Raw genomic sequence first — 16,895 nt, 5'->3', positions numbered from 1 at the left:
GGGGGTAGGATGACGCCATGGCTCGGTTCAGCTTCCTCGAGTGGCCGGTACTCCGGCAGTTCCGTTCGTCCGATCCGTCCGGACGCGGTGAGTCCGTGGTGTCGGAGCAGACACGCAACACGGTGCCGCGGACGACGACGGCCGACAAGGTCGTGCAGTCGGTGTGTCCGTACTGCGCTGTCGGCTGCGGTCAGCGGGTCTTCGTCAAGGACGACAAGGTCGTCGGCATCGAGGGCGACCCGGACTCGCCGATCTCGCGCGGGCGGCTGTGCCCGAAGGGCTCGGCGAGCGAACAGCTCGTCAACAACCCCTCACGACAGACCGAGGTCCTCTACCGTGCCCCGAAGGCCGCGGACTGGCAGAAGCTCGACCTGAGCACGGCGATCGACATGATCGCCGACCGCTTCATCGAAGCCCGCCGCAACCACTGGGAGGACTTCGACGACAAAGGCCATCCCCTGCGTCGTACGATGGGCATCGCCAGCCTCGGCGGGGCGACCATCGACAACGAGGAGAACTACTTCGCGAAGAAGCTCTTCACCGCGGCAGGGGCGATACAGATCGAGAACCAGGCCCGCATATGACACTCCGCCACGGTTCCCAGTCTGGGAACCTCGTTCGGGCGCGGCGGCGCCACCCAGCCGGTGCAGGACATGGCGAACGCCGACTGCATCGTCATCCAGGGCTCCAACATGGCCGAATGCCACCCGGTGGGCTTCCAATGGGTGACTGAGGCCAAGGCTCGGGGTGCCCGTGTCATCCACGTCGACCCGCGCTTCACCCGGACCACGGCGGTGGCCGACAAGCACGTCCCGATTCGGGCGGGCTCGGACATCGTCCTCCTCGGCGCGCTCATCAACCGGGTCATCTCAGGCGGTCTCTACTTCGAGGAGTACGTGCGTTCGTACACGAACGCGACGAACCTCATCAGCGACAACTACCTCGACCCCGAGGACCTCGACGGACTCTTCTCCGGCTACGACCCGGAGACGAACTCGTACGACAACTCCTCCTGGGCCTACCAGACGGACGAGGCAGGTGTCGCCCGCCGGGACCCGACGCTTAAGGACCCGCGCAGCGTCTTCCAGATCCTCGCCCGCCACTACTCGCGGTACACGCCCGAGATGGTCGCCGAGAACTGCGGCATCTCGGAATCCGACTTCGAGTACCTGCTGTCCTCGATCACCGAGAACTCGGGCCGGGAACGGACCACGTGCTTCGCGTACGCGGTCGGCTGGACGCAGCACTCCCTCGGGGCGCAGTTCATCCGCACCGCCTCGATCCTCCAGCTCCTGCTCGGCAACATGGGCCGCCCCGGCGGCGGCATCATGGCGCTGCGCGGGCACGCGACGATCCAGGGGTCGACGGACATTCCGACGCTGTTCAACCTCCTGCCCGGCTACCTGCCGATGCCCAGCGCCGGCGTCCACGACACGTTCGACGACTACGTCGCCGCCGTCGGCACACCCGAGACCCACAAAGGCTATTGGGCCAACGGACGCAGCTACGCGACCAACCTGCTCAAGGCCTGGTGGGGCGATGCGGCGACGCCGGAGAACAACTTCGCCTACGACTACCTGCCCCGGATCAACGGCGCCCACGGGACCTATCAGACCCAGGTGCGGATGCTCAACGACGGCGTCGACGGCTACTTCATCCTCGGCCAGAACCCGGCCGTGGGATCGGCGAACGGCCGCATGCAGCGCATGGCGATGAGCCACCTCAAGTGGATGGTCGTCCGCGACTTCAGCCTCATCGAATCCGCCACATGGTGGAAGGACGGCCCGGAGATCGCCACCGGCGAGATGAGGACCGAGGACATCGAGACCGAGATGTTCTTCCTGCCCGCGGCCAACCACACAGAGAAGGCCGGCACCTTCACCCAGACCCAGCGGCTCGTCCAATGGCGGCACAAAGCCGTCAACCCGCCAGGCGATGCGCAGAGCGAACTCGAGTTCTTCTTCGAACTCGGCAAGCGGGTGCGGGAGAAGCTGGCCGACTCCGAGGACCCACGCGACCGTCCGCTGCTCGACCTCACCTGGGACTACCCGCTCGACGACGACGGCGAGGTCGACCCCGAAGCCGTGCTCAAGGAGATCAACGGGTACTTCATCGGCGGTGAGCGCGACGGCCAGCCGCTGGAGAACTTCAACCAGATGACCGACGACGGCACAACCGCCGGCGGCTGCTGGATCTACGCGGGCATCTACGCCGGCGGGGTGAATATGGCCGCCCGGCGCAAACCGCGCACCGAACAGGACGAGATGGCCCTCGAATGGGCGTGGGCGTGGCCGGCGAACCGCAGGATCCTCTACAACCGCGCCTCCGCCGACCCCGAGGGCAAGCCGTGGTCGGAGCGGAAGCGGCTCATGTCGTGGGACGAGGACGCAGGCCGCTGGGTCGGACCCGACGTTCCCGACTTCCCTGTCAACCTGCCGCCGTCGGCGCACTCGGATGTGCCCTTCGGCGGTCCCAGCCAGCTCGACGGCGATGACCCGTTCATCATGCAGGCCGACGGCAAAGGCTGGCTCTTCGCCCCCAGCGGCATGGTCGACGGGCCCCTGCCCACGCACTACGAACCGCAGGAGTCGACGGTCGACAACCCGCTCTACCTGCAGCAGAACAACCCGCTGCGCAAGGTCATGCGCCGTGAGGACAACCTCTCCGCGCCCGGTGCCGGCTTCCCCGGCTCCGAGGTCTACCCGTACGTGTTCACGACCTACCGGCTCACCGAACACCACACGGCCGGCGGCATGTCGAGGTGGCTGTCCTACCTCTCCGAACTCCAGCCGGAGATGTTCTGCGAGGTCTCCCCGCAGCTGGCCGAGGAGCTCGGCCTCGAACCCTATGGGTGGGCGACCCTCGTCTCCCCGCGTGCGGCGATCGAGGCCCGCGTGCTCATCACGGAGCGGATGACCCCGCTGCGGATCGGCGGACGGTGGGTCCATCAGATCGGCCTGCCCTACCACTGGGGCGTCGGCGGCGACGGGGCGTGGGTCGACGGAGATTCGGCCAACGACCTCCTCGGCGTGACGATGGATCCGAACGTGTTCATCCAGAACGGCAAGTACGTCGCCGGTACGGCGATGGCGGGCAGGCGGCCGCGCGGACCCGAACTCGTCGACTTCGTCGAGAAGTTCCAGCGTGAGGCCGGACTGAGCCCCGAATCGGGCAACGAGCTCGTCACCGTTCCCCCGGAGGTCGTCGACGAGGCGGCCGCCGCCGGTTCCCCGGCATCCACGGGCGGACACAACGAACGCGGAGGCGACTCCGCCGTCGGCGTCGCCCCCGCCCGCACGTTTGGGGCGGACGAGAGCGCAGGCTCCGGTCCCGCCTCGGCGAAGGGGCAGGGCGATGCCACCGGCGGCTCGGACAAAGAGACGTCGGCGTCTGCCGGCAGCCCGGATGCCGTCGGCGGCTCCGAGTCCCAGGCGGGCAGCACGGACGATCGGCCGAAGAAGCGTGCCGACGCGAACTTCGCCGTCGACGGCGACCCGACCGACGGGGACCCCGACTTCGGCTACGACGCCGAGGGCAAGCCCTACCAGCCGCCGGACCCCGAGCAGCCGGCGAACGCCTGGGAGTACGAGAAGCGAGTCCGCAGACGCGACGATGAGCGCGCTGAGGAGAAGGAGGAGGACGACTGATGGCGGCACCGACGCTGGATGGCGGCACCGTCGCGGACGGCCACTGGCACGACTCGACGCATCACCGCAAGGGATTCTTCACCGACACCTCGATCTGCATCGGCTGCAAGGCCTGCGAGGTCGCGTGCAAGGAGTGGAACCACAACCCGCAGGACGGGAACTTCGAGATCCTCGGGATGTCGTACGACAACACCGGGGAGCTCGGGGCGAACACGTGGCGCCACGTCGCCTTCATCGAACAGGGCAAGGAGCAGATCGAAGCGGCCCGGGAGTCCGGGCGCAAGCTCGTCAGCCTCGGCATGCCCTCGGTGCGTCCCCGCACGGATGAGACGTCCGGGCCGCAGCCGGTCGCCGCGGGTGCGGCGGGCGGCGCGGGTGCTGCCGGTCTGCCGTCGACGCCGCAGCTCGACGTCGACCTCCTCGCCCCCGGTGCCCTCGACCCGGTCGACTTCGACGGCGTCGACACGACCCCGCCGGACACCGCGGACTTCCGTTGGCTGATGTCCTCGGACGTGTGCAAGCACTGCACGCATGCCGGCTGCCTCGACGTGTGCCCCACGGGCGCGCTCTTCCGCACCGAGTTCGACACGGTCGTCGTCCAGGCCGATGTCTGCAACGGCTGCGGCACGTGCGTGGCTGGCTGCCCCTTCGGAGTCATCGAACGCCGTGACGACGGCACGATCCGTCCGCCCACGGACCGCGGCGGCGAGGAGTACCCGCTCGACACCGCCGATGTGCCCAACATGCACACGGCGAACAAGTGCACGCTCTGCTACGACCGCCTCGTCGAGGGGCAGACCCCGGCGTGCGCGCAGACGTGCCCGACGACGTCGATCAAGTTCGGCGACCGCGAGGACATGGTCGCCCAAGCGCACGAACGCGTCGCCCAACTGCACGCGAAGGGCCTCACCGAGGCTCGCCTCTACGGGGCGAACCCCAACGACGGCGTGGGCGGCACCGGCTCGGTCTTCCTCCTCCTCGACGAACCCGAGGTCTACGGTCTGCCGCCGGACCCGCGCGTCGCGACGAAGGATCTGCCCGCGATGTTCGCCACCGCCGGCATCGCCGCCCTCGGTATGATCGCCGCGGCCGGCCTGTCCTTCCTCGGGAGCCGTCGTTCATGAGCACATCCGAATACGATTCCTACCGTCCCCCTGAGCCCGAAGGCGGCCGGAAGAAGCGTCGCCGAGGTGGTCGCGGGGGTGCCGGCGGTCCGGGCTCTGGTCGTGGCGGTTCCGGCGGATGGCAGAACCGGGGCGCCGACGGCGGCCGCGAGATGCCGATGGTCGAGGACGTCGAGTTCACCTCCTACTACGGTCGCCCGATCGTCAAACCCCCGCCATGGGGTCATGAGATCTCGCTCTACCTCTTCCTCGGCGGGCTGGCCGGTGGGTCGACGCTGCTCGGGCTCGGCGCCCAGCTGAGCGACCGGCCCGGAATGCGGGCGGCCACCCGGCTGACCGCGATCGGGGCGACCGCTGTGGGCGGTGCCGCACTTGTCAAGGACCTCGGGCGCCCCGAGCGCTTCATCAACATGATGCGCGTGGTTAAGGTGAGCTCCCCGATGAGCCTCGGCACGTGGATCCTCTCGGGTTTCGGCGTCGGGGCTGGCATCACCTCCGTCATCGAAGTCGACCGGCTGACCAGGGAGAAGCTCATCCCGCTCGGCCCGTTCCGGAAGCTCCTCCATGCCCTCGAACTGCCGGCGGCCCTCGAGTCGGCGCTGTTCGCGACTCCGCTGGCCGCGTATACGGCGGTCCTCCTCGGCGACACCGCGGTGCCGACGTGGAACGCCGCCGGACGCAACGGCCTGCCGTATGTCTTCGTGTCCTCGGCGTCGCTGGCTGCCGGGGGTGCGGCGATGGCGCTCTCGCCGGTGCGGGAGGCCGAGCCGGCGCGCCTGCTCGCGCTCATGGGATCGGCCGGCGACATGTATGCGATGTCGCGGATGAAGAAGCGCATGCATCCCGTCGAGGTCGAGCCCATGGAGGACGGCGAGCCGGGGCACAAGCTCCACCGGGCCGAGAAGCTCCTCATCGCGGGGGCCATCGGGGCCGCCGTCGTCGAGGTGGGTGCCCGGGTGTTCGCGAAGAAGCTCGGTTCACGGGCTGGGGACAAGGCGCTCGGTGCGGCCAAGGGAGCAGCGTCAGGAATGGCATCGAGTCTCGTCGCCGGAGTCGCCGGTCTCACCTCGTCGAATGCCGCCAAGGGTGCAGCCGCCTCAGGGGCAGCGGGTCTCGCGGCTTCGGGAGCTGCGACGATGGCAGCGAACAAGGCCGGTCGCAGCTGGAAGACGCGGGCTGTGCTGCGGACGCTGTCGATCGTCAGCGGTACGGCACTGGCCGCCGCCTCGGCGTACACGCGCTTCGGCGTGCTCGAGGCCGGCATCGAGTCGACGAAGGACCCGCGCCACGTCATCGAACCGCAGCGCGCTCGCCTCGCCGAACGTCGAGCCCAAGGCATCATCGACGACTCGATCACCACCGGCTGGTAGGGCGCGAGGCCGTTCGGTCGTCGGTCGCTTCGGCCCGCGAATCCTGGACGCTGAGTGCCGATTTTGGAGCTTGATTTCGACACCGAGCGTCCAGGATTCGTGGGCGTGGAAGGCGGTGCCCTGCCCGTCACTCGGCGGGTGCGCCTCATCCGCGCTCCGCGTGGACCCTCCCCGCCCTCACTCCACGGGCACGCCTCACCCGGGGCGCGTAGTCCTCGGTGTGGCGGCACGTCCTACGGTTCACTTCGCGCGCACCACCTCAAGCTCGACACACCACCCGTCCACGGGTGGTTCATGCCGCTGAGCATGAGGGCTGCGGACGGAGCGGTCGGAGCGGTGGCGACACCCCGACGGACGGCCCTATTCGCCGAGGAGGCGGTAGAATTGTCGGCTTCAGCAGGCGTTCTCGGTCCCTCCGGTGGACCACGCGGGGGCAAACGACAGCGACAGGTGAAGGTGAGTCGGAGATGAGACGACAATGGGGGCTTGTGTCGGCCGGAACGGGGACGGCGCTGGTGTGCTTCGTCATCGTCGGTCTGATCGGACAGCGCATCTCTGACTTCTCCGAGTTCACACCTGCGACGTTGAGCTGGTGGGCCGTCTATTCGCTGATCTTCGCCGCACTCCTCGTCTCGGCAACGGCATTCGCGCGCATCTGGGCATCGGTTTCAGGTGCCTCGGTCCTCGCGACGGTGACCTGCATCAGCGCGTGGGTCGCGGTCTCCTTATTGTTAGTGTTGCCGCTGTTCATCGATGCATCGTTCGGCTCATCGTTCGATGCGTCGAGCGAGTGGGGCTTCTTCTCTCTCGTGTGCGGCATCGTGATTGCTGGAGCCGCGGCAGCCGTGTCCTTCGGCGCCTCGTGCGTGCAACTGCTTCGGAAGGGCACGCCGGCGAACTGAGCTGGTAGGTCCGATCCGCCACGCGAATCCAGGACGCTGGGTGCCGATTCTGGAGCCTGAGATCGACACCGAGCGTCCAGGATTCGCGTGCGACACCGAGCGTCCAGGATTCGCGTGCGACACTGAGCGTCCAGGATTCGCATGCGACACTGAGCGTCCAGGATTCGCATGCGTACCGCTCTGAACATGAGGGCTGCTGGCGCCGCGGAACGTCACCCCCGGGCGGCCGGGGCCTCCCAGACCACGTCGCCGTCGACGATCGTCGTCAGCACGGTGGCCTCGAGCAGCTCGTCGCGGGCCCCGGTGAAGGGGTCGACGTCGACGATGACGAGATTCGCCCGCCCGCCGGGCACGATCCGACCGACACCATCGGCGAAACCGCCCGCCTCGGCGCCGGCCCGAGTCAGCCCGTCGAGGGCCTGCGCCGGAGTGAACGCCCGCTCGGGATGGTAGTAGGCGGTGCCGGGCACCAAGGCAGACCGCGTGGTCAGCGCGACGAAGAGGTTCTGCGCCGTCTCGTGCGGCGCGGTCGGTGCATCCGTGCCGAGCGCGATCGGCACCCCGGCCGCCCGGAACTTGTGCCACGGGAACCCGGTCTCGGCCCGCGCATCGCCGAGCATCGCCATCCAATTGCCCATGATCGCCGGATCGCAGTGCACCGGCTGCATCGACGCGACCACGCCGAGCGCCGCCATCCGCCGAATCGTCTCATCGGTCACCGATTCGAGGTGCTCGATCCGCGGGGTGCGGATCCGCGGCCCGTTGACTCGGATGCACTCCTCGACGAGATCGAGCGCGATCTCACTCGACCGGTCGCCGATCGCGTGCATCGCCAACTGGAGCCCTTCGGCATCGGCGGCGACCGCCACCGGTGCCGCGGTCTCGAACGACCAGATCGGCTCGGCATTCGACCCATCGGCATACGGTGCCCGCATGGCCGCCGTGCACGCATCGATGACGCCGTCGAGGATGAACTTCACCCCGACGATCCGGAACGACTCGGCCCCCGGCAGTTCGGCGACGAGGTCGCGCACCTCGGCGGCCCGGGCGACCGCGGCGAGATCGGCCTCCGGATCCCCGGTCGGGCGCAGCAGCCAGTGCGCGGTGACGGGGAACGGCAGTCGCCCGTCGCGCTCGAGCAGCCTGAGGAACGTCGCGAGCTCCGTCTCCCCGAGCGCCATATCCGTCGCCGCGGTCACCCCGTTCTCGAGGTAGACGCGGAACGCCGTGTCGAGGAACCGGTCGCGGTCGGCGTCGGTGACGATCTCGTCGAGGTAGGACCACACGTACTCGATCGCCGCGTTCTCCAGCAGGAATCCGGTCGCCTGGCCCGCTTCGTCGCGCACGATCGTCCCGCCGGGCGGGTTCGGGGTGTCCGCGTCGATGCCCATCGCTGTCAGCGCCGCCGTGTTCACCCACGTCGAGTGGACGTCGTTCGAGTCGAGGACGACCGGGATGTCGTCGATGACCTCGTCGATCATCGCCGCCGTCGGCTCCCTGCCGGGGATCGCTTCGAACATCCAGGACGCGCCGAGGAGGTACGGCGCCTCCGGATTCGCCTCCCGTGCCCGCCGCAGCCGGTCCTGGATCTCCGTCAGCGTCGCGGCGTCACGCAGCTGTACCTTGTCCAGGGCCTGTCCGAACATCGCCAGGTGCGTGTGCGCCTCGACGAATCCGGGGGACACGAGTGCGCCGTCGAGGTCGACCACCTCGGCGCCCTCACCGGCGACCTCGGCGACGGCCCCACTGTCCCCGACGGCGAGGATGCGTCCGCCGTCGACGGCGACCGCCTCGGCGAGGGGGGCGTGCTCATCCCCGGTGAAGACGGTGGCGTTGGTGAAGACGGTGGTCATGGTGTCCTTCCGTGGTGCGGTTGGGGTGGTGCCTCGCCGAGGCGACGGTTCGGTGGGAGGCGACGGCTCGGTGGGAGGCGGCCGGTCAGTCGGCGGCGGATCGGTCGGCGGAGGCGGATGGGTCTGCGACGGCGGGCCGGTCGGAGGTGTCCTCGCCGAGGTGGCTGAGGGTGCGTTCGACGCTCGTCGAGACGCGGGCGATCATCACGGTGGGGATGATGACGACGAAGCTGACGATGCCCATGATGAGCCCGAAGTTCGCAATCCCCACGGATTCGATGACCCACGCCCCGATGATCGGGGCGAAGCTCGAGCCGACGATGTATGCGCCGATGAGCGGCCCCGACCAGCTGCCGCGTGCGTCGAGGCCGGCGGCGGTGGCGATGAAGAGGACGAACGCGAACGCGTAGACCGTGTTGACGACGATGATGAGGATGCCCAGGGTCTGCGCATCCGTGGTCATGCCGATCCAGATCTTCGTCACCCCGCCGAGGAAGAGGGCGATGGCCAGCGGCACGGCCCGCCCGATCCGGGTGCCGAGGAGGGTGACGACGAGCATCGCCGCCGCCCCGACTCCGGCCGCGGCGCTGAGGGCGAACCCGAGGCTCTGCTCGCTCATCCCCACGGCGTCGCCGAGGACGGGAGCGAGCGTCCACACGGAGTCCTCGCTCGTGCCCCAGACGGGGAAGACGATGAGGATGCCGATGCCGGCGATGATGACGCGTCGCGGGGTGGGTGCTGTGGTCGGGGCTTCGGCGACGATCTCGGCGGTCGAGTAGTCAGGGGTGTCGGGCAGCCACACGGTGACGGCGAGGCTGATGGCTGCGAGCAGCGCGAGCGCCCCGAAGACGGTGATCTGGGCGAGGCCGAGGATCGGGATGACCGCGAGGACGACCATGACGAGGAGGCGGTTGACGACGCCGCTCGTCGCGCTCACCCGGTTGGGGTTGCGCACCGCGGCGATGGCCGCGCCCGAGGCGGAGATCGCCGTGCCCACGCCTGCCCCGCCGGCGATGAACCCGGTGACGACGAGACCGGGGGAGCCGGCGAAGGCGGCGACGAGGAAGCCGGCGATCGCGATGACGAGGCCGATCGAGGCGAGCGTGCGCCGGTGGGCACCGGAGGCGAAGCGTGAGGTGGCGAGGCCGACGACTGCCGAGGCGAGCAGCGCCCACGTGAGGATGTTGCCCGAGGCGATGACGTCGAAGCCGACGTCTTCGAGCACGGACATGATGAGCGGAGCGAGATTGGCCATCATCAGCCCGGCGAGGGAGACGAGGAAGATCGACGCGCCGTTGCGCAGCCCCAGCGGTACGCGCGGATCGTCGGCGACGACCGGTGATGATGGACGTGAACTCATGGTGGCCCCTTTGCCGATGGGTGACGCTCTCGGTTTACCGAAAACTTTTCGGTTAACTAGTATGGTGCAGGTTACATCCGCCGGTGTCAATCCTTCGGGGCCGTCGTCCCTTCAGGGCCGTCGTCCGGCGCCCCGGTGACACCGCCGACCCGCAGACAGGAGTGAGCATCCATGGCCCGACCGTCCTCGCCGCTGCTGAGCCGAGAGAAGATCGCGCTCGCCGCCATCGCGATGATCGATGCCGGTGAGGAGCTGAAGATCCAGCCGCTGGCGAAGAAGCTCGGCGTCAGCCTCTCCTCGCTCTACCACCACGTCGACGGCCGCGAGGGCATCGTCCATGCGATGCGGGAGGTCCTCAGCCGCGAGTACGCGTTCGCGCCCCCGCCGGAGGGAGCCTGGCAGGACACCCTGCGGGCAGGAGTCGGTGCCCTGTGGCGGCTCTACGCCGACCATCCGCGCGTGCTCATCCACCTCCTCGGGGTGACGATTCAGGAACCGCAGACCCTGCGCCTCTACGAATCGCTCGTCGTCAGCCTCAGGCGGGCGGGACTGCCCGAGGACGAGATACTGACGACCGTCGAAGTCCTCGACGCCTTCGCCTTCGGGATCGCCATCGACGCGCTCTCCCCGACGGAGATCTTCGCTCCCGACACCCCCGACTCTCCGCTCGCCGGCCTCATCGACGACCATCCGACAGGCACCGCACGCAACGAACGGGTCTACCGCACCGGTCTCGATCTCATCATCACCGGCATCGAGGCGCGGGTTCGGTGAGCGAACACTCTCAGCTGACTGTTCCTGCCTGACTCAACGCCGGTAGTCGGGCGTGCCGAGAGCCGTACGCTCGGGATTCGCCAAGACCCAAGCCACGCTCTGCTCGGTGAGTGCGTCGACGGATTCCTCGGAGATTCCGCCGCCGCTGACCTCGTTGAGCGCGGCATCGACGATTCGCAGATCCTCGTCTGAAAGCGGCACCCCGGTCCGCACGTATCGCGCGAACGCCGTTCCCATCGCTGCGAAGTCACGATCCCAGTTCCCTCCGCCGTTGTGCAGGAGTTCGTGACCGATCCGCCCCGCGATCCGAATGACCTCACCCTGCACACTTGCGGCAGGGCCGACGTTCGGGACGAGGAGTCCCCACAGCTCCGAGAACTGCTTCTTCCACCCCGCTGCGGTGACGCTGATCGCCTCACCGTCGGCGAGCATGCGCGGCCGCGCAGGCGGTTCGACGTCGAGCAACTCCAGCAGTTCGGTCATGGCGTCGATCATTGCGATCCGAGCATTGCCGGCTGCCTCGTAGCGGTACAGCGCCATCATCGCGTTTCGCAGATAGGGTTGCGCACGGTCGCTCAGGATCCCGCCGCGCGCGGTCAGGAGCTTGACGACGGGCAGTCCTCGTTCCACTTTCGCAGGCTCGGAGCGGATGGCAGCGAGATCGAGCGCCGTCCAACCCAGCGAGTCCGTCTCCGTCAGGGTGGCCCCGGCATCGAGAAGCAGCTCGACGACGTCTGCGCGGTGATTGGCCGCGGCAGCAATCAGTGGTGTGTGTTTGCTTCCGGCTCTGATCGGATCCGCTCCTCGCTCCACGAGCAGCCGGACCACCTCGGCGTCCCCGTCCGCGGCACGCGTGACCAGGGGTGAGGCGTAGAACCTGCTCTCGGCCTCGATGTCTGCGCCCTGATCGAGCAGCCAGCAGACGCCCTCGGGGTCGACAGTCGAGTAGGCGAGGGCCGCCTGCTTGCTGTATCCGCCACGGGCATCGAGGGACCGCCGTTGAAAGATCTCCTGCAACTCGGTGAGCGAATACGCGTCGCCGTGCGTCCTGAAGTCCTTGGGCAGGGTCACGAGCTTCTTCGCCATGGTTCTCCTCGGTGCGATGTGGGAGTCGCTCTCCTGACGATCAGAGTAGTGCCGGTCCCTGGAATCCACCTCTGATTTCGCGTGCGGATTCCGCAGTTCGTCTCAGATCCGTGCCCGTGGCGCGGCCCGTGTTCACCGCACCCGGATCCCCGAACCTGCGACGGTCTCGCCGATGACGGGATACCCGGGCAGTTCGCCGACGACGAGGAGGCCGCCCGAGGTCTGCGCGTCCGCGAGCAGGAGGAGGTCCGCCTCGGTGACGGTGTCGCCGGAGGTCAGGTGCGCGCGCACCCAGTCGAGGTTCCGGCGGGTCCCACCGGAGACGTAGCCGTCCGTGATCGACTCATCGACCCCGCCGAGGCGGGGCACCGCGTCCGCATCGATGACCGCACCGACCCCCGAAGCCCGGCACATCTTGAACAGGTGCCCGAGCAGGCCGAACCCCGTGACATCCGTCGCCGCGCGGATCCCTGCGGCCACGGCCTGCCGGGAGGCATCGGCGTTGAGCTGCGTCATCGTCGCGATCGCCTCGGAGAAGACTTCACCGGTCTGCTTGTGCCGATTATTGAGGACCCCGACGCCGATCGGCTTCGTCAGGGTGATCGGCAGGCCCGGCTGCGCGGCATCGTTGCGCATGATCGCCTCGGGATGCGCGACCCCGGTGACCGCCATGCCGTACTTCGGTTCGGGGTCGTCGATCGAGTGCCCGCCGGCGACCGGACAGTTCGCCTCGGCGGCGATGTCGAGGCCCCCGCGCAGCACCTCGGTGAGCAGCTCCATCGGCAGCACCTCGCGCGGCCACCCGACGAGGTTGATCGCCGTGACCGGGGTGCCACCCATCGCGTAGATGTCGGAGAGCGCATTGGCCGCCGCGATCCGCCCCCAGTCGTAGGCGTCGTCGACGACGGGGGTGAAGAAATCGGCCGTGGAGAGGACCGCAAGATCCTCGCGGATGCGCACCGCCGAGGCGTCGTCCCCGTCGTCGAGACCGACGATGACCTCGGGGTTCGTCTGCCCGGTCAGGCCGCGGACGGCGTCCTCGAGTTCGCCCGGGGGGATCTTGCACGCACAGCCGCCGCCGTGCGCGAAACCGGTGAGGCGGTACTCCGTGACGTCGCTCGAGGTGTCCATGTGCGCGAGTCTAGCAGGGCGCCGTGGACGAGTTCACTGGGTCCGAATCGTCGCCTGCGCCTCCACCTCGGCGACGATCTTTCCGGGGTTGAGATTGCGTCCCGGGTCGCTTGCCCGGAACAGCGAGTCGACCAGGAACGCACCGGCGGGGCTGATGTCGTCGACGATCCACGGACGATGCTCGGTGCCGACCCCGTGGTGGTGGGACAGGCCGCCGCCGGAGTCGATGAACTCCTGCTGCACGGCATCCTTGACCTGCTGGCACTCCGCAAGAGCGGTGTCCTCGTCGGTGTAGGGCACGGCGAACGTGAAGTAGAGGCACGCCCCGCCGTGATAGCTGTGCGACATGTGGCAGAACATGAAGCCCGGGCCGCCCTGAGACCTTCGCACCTGCGTGAAGCGTTCGTGGACGCGCGCATGCATGTCCTTGAGGTTCGCCCACGTCACCCCCGTCTCGCACACGTCGCCGAAGACCCGGTATTTGAGGAGGAAATCGCGCAGGTAGGGGGTGTCGAACTTCTTCTGATCGTAGATCGCTCCCGGCCCCGTTCCCAGGCTGATGCCCCCGCGGCCCGAGACGATCCGCTTGACCTCGGCCCGCTCCCGGCCCACGTGCTCCTTCGACCCTTCGAAGCAGACGTACGACAGGCACATCCCCTCCGTGGTGTCCCAGCCGCGGGCGCGCAGATACGCGAACAGGGCATCCTGACCCCGGGCGCTGACCTTGGACGTCACCGTCGTCGGCTGCGAGACCATGGCGAGGCTGAACCGCGTTTCGGGCCCGTCGGAGAGCCGGGTGAACGTCGGGCTGACCTCGGAGCGTGCGATGTCGTGCATCGCCTCGACCCCGCTCGCCCAATCCGGGTAGAGGTACGCGACGACCTCCCTGACCTCGGGCCTGCGGTGGATCTGGACCGTGCATTCGGTGATGATGCCGAGGCGGCCCTCGCTGCCGAGGATCATCTCGTGGACCGAGGGCCCCGAGTCCCGACCGGGGATCGGCTTGCTCACGACGACCCCGCGCGGATGGACGACGCGCATCCCGCGCACGATGTCCTCGATGTCGCCGTACTTGTCCGACTGCATTCCCGACGACCGGGTCGCAGCCCACCCGCCGAGCGTCGAATAGCTGAACGAGTCCGGGAAGTGTCCCATCGTCCATCCGCGGACATTTAGCTGTTCCTCGAGGTCAGGGCCATAGGCACCGGATTCGACCCGGGCCAGGCCCGAGTACTCGTCGACCTCGAGGACCCGACGCATCCGCCCGAGGTTGAGCGAGACGATCGGCCGCTCCTCGTCCGGATCCGGGGTGACCGATCCGGAGATGCACGAGCCGCCGCCGTAGGGAATGAGCACGAGATCGTGGTCGAGGACGATGTCGAGGACCGCTGCGACCTCGTCCTCACTGCCGGGATGGACGACGACATCGGTGAGCCTGGGCATGATCCCGTTGCGCACCCGATAGAGGTCGGGCAGGGACCGTCCGAAGGAATGGATGACGCGCAGCTCGTCGTCGGTGCTGACATTGTCCGCACCGACCGCCTCGGCGAGGGCGCTGTGCAGCGGGGCGGGCAGCCGGGACGCGGGAACCTCGACCTCGGCGAGATCCGGGGTGCGCGGGCGCGGAGCATTCCACAGGTCGAGGCCGACCTTCTCCTTCGCGATCGCCGCGAACGCCGGCTTCGTCTCCCAGCGGAACTCGACGCCCTCGGCGCCCCAGCCCCACCAGCGGTGCCGCCTGACCTCGTCGACACTCAGGGGTGCGCTCAATTCCTCATCCTCTCATCCGTGGTGTGCTCTCGATCCTCGCCGAGGCGGTCCCGAGTCCGCGGCCGATGCTGTCGGGGGATCGGGACGGTCGTGCGATGGTGGTGCGCGGTCTGTTCCGGAGCCCGGGTGGAGGTGTGCGGCTCCTGGCCCGGGGCGAGCCGCTCGTGCCGGTGAGCCAGGCGTGGCACCCCGATGGCGTCCGCCCCGGAGTCGAAGAGATCCTCGACGAGGCACTGGACGCGGGCGGTGAGCGCAGGCAGCGATTCCCCAGGCCGGGGGATGACGGGCTCGCCGAGGATGACGCGCACCGGGGGCCGACCCGGCACCGGCCAGCGGGCGCCCTTGGGCATCGCCTCGAATCCGCCGACGACGGCCGCGGGAACGATGGGCACTCCCGCATCGACGGCGAGTTTGACCGCACCGACCTTGAAGTCGGCGATGACGCGGTCCCGCTGCCGACCGCCCTCGGGGAAAAGGAGGACGGGCACGCCGGCGCGCAGGAGCGCCCGGGGCACGTCCGAACTGCCGCGGGGGCCTTCGCGGTGCACGGGGAAGGCGTTGAACAGACTGCGGACGAAGAGCCGTCGAGGCCAGGCGGTGAAGAAGTAGTCGAAGGCGACCCCGGTGGAGAGGAAGCGGGCCTGAGAGCGGGGCAGGCTCTGGGCGATGAGCGGCGCGTCGAGATGCGACGTGTGGTTCGCGATGACGAGGAAGCCCTCGTTGAGACCGCGGACCCGCGGTTCGGTGACCACCGTCGGAGTGATCGTCGAGACGACGAGGGCGCGGAAGAGGACACGCTGCAGGAGGGCGCGCAGCAGGGCACGGGGTCGGGAGCGGTACTTCGCCGTCGACACCGGCTGCGGGGAATGGGACGTTTCGGAGGTCATCACCCGCTGTTCGGAGCCGACAGCGGATCCGGATGCCTCCTCGGCGAAGGAAATCCTCCGTGCTGAACTCCGTGCTGATCTCAGCAGTGAACTCAGCAGCGATCTCAGCGGTCCCGACCGCAGGGGCAGACGCAGGCCCACGGGTCAGCCCTCCCGGTTCCGCCGTGAGGTGAGCAGGTGCGAGAGGCGGTGGATGATCGGGCGGGGAGCGGCGCGCAGGGCGGAGACGATGACCTTCCAGCGCAGCTGGGGGACGCTCACGGTCCGCCCGCGCGCGACGTCGCGCAGACACTCCTCGACGAGGTCGTCGGGGTCGAGCCAGAGGAGATCGGGGATCGAGGTGCCGGCGATGCCGGCGCGCGAATGGAACTCGGTGCGCACCCATCCGGGCACGAGCGCGGTCACCTGCACCCCGGTCCCGGCCGTCTGCACGGACAGGGATTCGGAGTAGTTCTGCGCCCACGCCTTGATCGCGGTGTAGTTGCTCTGGGTGAGTCCGGCGCTCACGGAGCACACGTTGATGATCCACCCGCGCCCGCGCAGGCTCATCGCGCGGGCGGCCGCACCGCCGAGGACGAGCATCGCCCGCTGCATGACCTCGAAGCCGCGATCGTGCTGCCGCAGGTCGGGGTCGAGCAGGCTCGAACGGACGGAGAATCCGGCGTTGCTGACAAGGATGTCGATCGGGCGCCTCGACCCGGGGGACTCGATGCGGGCGGCCACCTCGGCCTGCGCGGCACGGTCGGAGAGGTCGGCGACGATGGTCTCGACGTCGATCCCCGTGCTCGCGCGCAGCTCCTCCGCGAACTCCTCGAGCCTGGCCCGGTTGCGGGCGACGAGGACGAGGTCGACGCCCCGGGCGGCGAAGGCGCGCGCGAACGCGGCGCCGATCCCGGCGGTCCCGCCGGTGATGAGAGCAGCATGCATACTTGTCACCATACAGTGACCCGGGTCATACTCGCAGGTGACCGGGCAATGACTTCCTTCGCCG

Annotated in this window: 11 protein-coding genes and 1 pseudogene; 5 read left to right on the top strand and 7 right to left on the bottom strand. The window is 68.8% G+C overall.

Annotated features, from left to right (window positions below):
* Positions 1-17: 17 nt before the first annotated feature.
* The 4 genes and pseudogenes from fdnG to AACX88_RS02335 all read left to right on the top strand — a co-directional run.
* A pseudogene (fdnG, locus tag AACX88_RS02350) lies at positions 18-3,182 on the top strand (formate dehydrogenase-N subunit alpha); the annotation flags it as partial.
* 464 nt (positions 3,183-3,646) lie between these two features.
* Positions 3,647-4,771, top strand: coding sequence for a 4Fe-4S dicluster domain-containing protein (locus tag AACX88_RS02345; RefSeq protein ID WP_339391490.1), 1,125 nt, complete (start codon positions 3,647-3,649; stop codon positions 4,769-4,771).
* Positions 4,768-6,141 carry an NrfD/PsrC family molybdoenzyme membrane anchor subunit gene (gene nrfD / locus AACX88_RS02340; RefSeq protein WP_339391489.1) on the top strand — a complete coding sequence of 458 codons (1,374 nt, stop codon included), beginning with the start codon at positions 4,768-4,770 and terminating at the stop codon, positions 6,139-6,141. Before AACX88_RS02345 ends, nrfD begins: the two co-directional genes overlap by 4 nt.
* A gap of 467 nt (positions 6,142-6,608) precedes the next feature.
* The gene (locus AACX88_RS02335) at positions 6,609-7,043 is read left to right on the top strand and encodes a hypothetical protein (protein ID WP_339391488.1); all 435 of its coding nucleotides are present in this window, start codon (positions 6,609-6,611) and stop codon (positions 7,041-7,043) included.
* A gap of 212 nt (positions 7,044-7,255) precedes the next feature.
* Here the strand turns inward: AACX88_RS02335 and AACX88_RS02330 are convergent, their stop codons facing one another.
* Entirely contained in the window at positions 7,256-8,896 is a 1,641-nt protein-coding gene (locus AACX88_RS02330; RefSeq protein ID WP_339391487.1) for an amidohydrolase, read from the bottom strand.
* An 85-nt stretch (positions 8,897-8,981) separates the two neighbouring features.
* The gene (locus AACX88_RS02325) at positions 8,982-10,256 is read right to left on the bottom strand and encodes an MFS transporter (protein ID WP_339391486.1); all 1,275 of its coding nucleotides are present in this window, start codon (positions 10,254-10,256) and stop codon (positions 8,982-8,984) included.
* Between the two features lie 171 nt (positions 10,257-10,427).
* Between AACX88_RS02325 and AACX88_RS02320 the strand changes: the two genes are divergently transcribed.
* A complete protein-coding gene (locus AACX88_RS02320) occupies positions 10,428-11,030 on the top strand; it encodes a TetR/AcrR family transcriptional regulator (RefSeq protein WP_339391485.1) in 603 nt (200 codons plus the stop codon).
* A gap of 33 nt (positions 11,031-11,063) precedes the next feature.
* On the opposite strand, the gene AACX88_RS02315 is transcribed toward AACX88_RS02320, so the two are convergent.
* The 5 genes from AACX88_RS02315 to AACX88_RS02295 form a co-directional block, all read right to left on the bottom strand.
* Positions 11,064-12,116 (bottom strand): ankyrin repeat domain-containing protein, encoded by a 1,053-nt coding sequence (locus AACX88_RS02315; protein WP_339391484.1) that lies wholly within the window; start codon positions 12,114-12,116, stop codon positions 11,064-11,066.
* 132 nt (positions 12,117-12,248) lie between these two features.
* Positions 12,249-13,247 carry a selenide, water dikinase SelD gene (selD, locus tag AACX88_RS02310; protein ID WP_339391483.1) on the bottom strand — a complete coding sequence of 333 codons (999 nt, stop codon included), beginning with the start codon at positions 13,245-13,247 and terminating at the stop codon, positions 12,249-12,251.
* A 33-nt stretch (positions 13,248-13,280) separates the two neighbouring features.
* Positions 13,281-15,017, bottom strand: coding sequence for an FAD-binding oxidoreductase (locus AACX88_RS02305; protein WP_339391482.1), 1,737 nt, complete (start codon positions 15,015-15,017; stop codon positions 13,281-13,283).
* Positions 15,014-15,904, bottom strand: coding sequence for a lysophospholipid acyltransferase family protein (locus AACX88_RS02300; RefSeq protein ID WP_339391481.1), 891 nt, complete (start codon positions 15,902-15,904; stop codon positions 15,014-15,016). The genes AACX88_RS02305 and AACX88_RS02300 overlap by 4 nt, the downstream gene beginning before the upstream one ends.
* 144 nt (positions 15,905-16,048) lie before the next feature.
* On the bottom strand, positions 16,049-16,831 hold the full coding sequence (locus tag AACX88_RS02295) for an SDR family NAD(P)-dependent oxidoreductase (RefSeq protein ID WP_339391480.1): 783 nt from the start codon (positions 16,829-16,831) through the stop codon (positions 16,049-16,051).
* Positions 16,832-16,895 lie beyond the last annotated feature (64 nt).

Origin of the sequence: Brevibacterium metallidurans (assembly GCF_037101285.1) — a bacterium.
Lineage (GTDB): Bacteria > Actinomycetota > Actinomycetes > Actinomycetales > Brevibacteriaceae > Brevibacterium > Brevibacterium metallidurans.
The sequence above is the reverse complement of the archived record's forward strand: the minus strand, read 5'-3'. Positions and strand labels throughout refer to the sequence as shown.

Excerpts from the sequence above, each read along its gene's own strand:
- AACX88_RS02300 (WP_339391481.1), bottom strand. The coding sequence starts at position 15,904 with ATGACCTCCGAAACGTCCCATTCCCCGCAGCCGGTGTCGACGGCGAAG.
- AACX88_RS02330 (WP_339391487.1), bottom strand. The coding sequence starts at position 8,896 with ATGACCACCGTCTTCACCAACGCCACCGTCTTCACCGGGGATGAGCAC.
- selD (WP_339391483.1), bottom strand. The coding sequence starts at position 13,247 with ATGGACACCTCGAGCGACGTCACGGAGTACCGCCTCACCGGTTTCGCG.
- AACX88_RS02335 (WP_339391488.1), top strand. The coding sequence starts at position 6,609 with ATGAGACGACAATGGGGGCTTGTGTCGGCCGGAACGGGGACGGCGCTG.
- AACX88_RS02295 (WP_339391480.1), bottom strand. The coding sequence starts at position 16,831 with ATGCATGCTGCTCTCATCACCGGCGGGACCGCCGGGATCGGCGCCGCG.
- AACX88_RS02315 (WP_339391484.1), bottom strand. The coding sequence starts at position 12,116 with ATGGCGAAGAAGCTCGTGACCCTGCCCAAGGACTTCAGGACGCACGGC.
- AACX88_RS02345 (WP_339391490.1), top strand. The coding sequence starts at position 3,647 with ATGGCGGCACCGACGCTGGATGGCGGCACCGTCGCGGACGGCCACTGG.
- AACX88_RS02325 (WP_339391486.1), bottom strand. The coding sequence starts at position 10,256 with ATGAGTTCACGTCCATCATCACCGGTCGTCGCCGACGATCCGCGCGTA.
- nrfD (WP_339391489.1), top strand. The coding sequence starts at position 4,768 with ATGAGCACATCCGAATACGATTCCTACCGTCCCCCTGAGCCCGAAGGC.
- AACX88_RS02320 (WP_339391485.1), top strand. The coding sequence starts at position 10,428 with ATGGCCCGACCGTCCTCGCCGCTGCTGAGCCGAGAGAAGATCGCGCTC.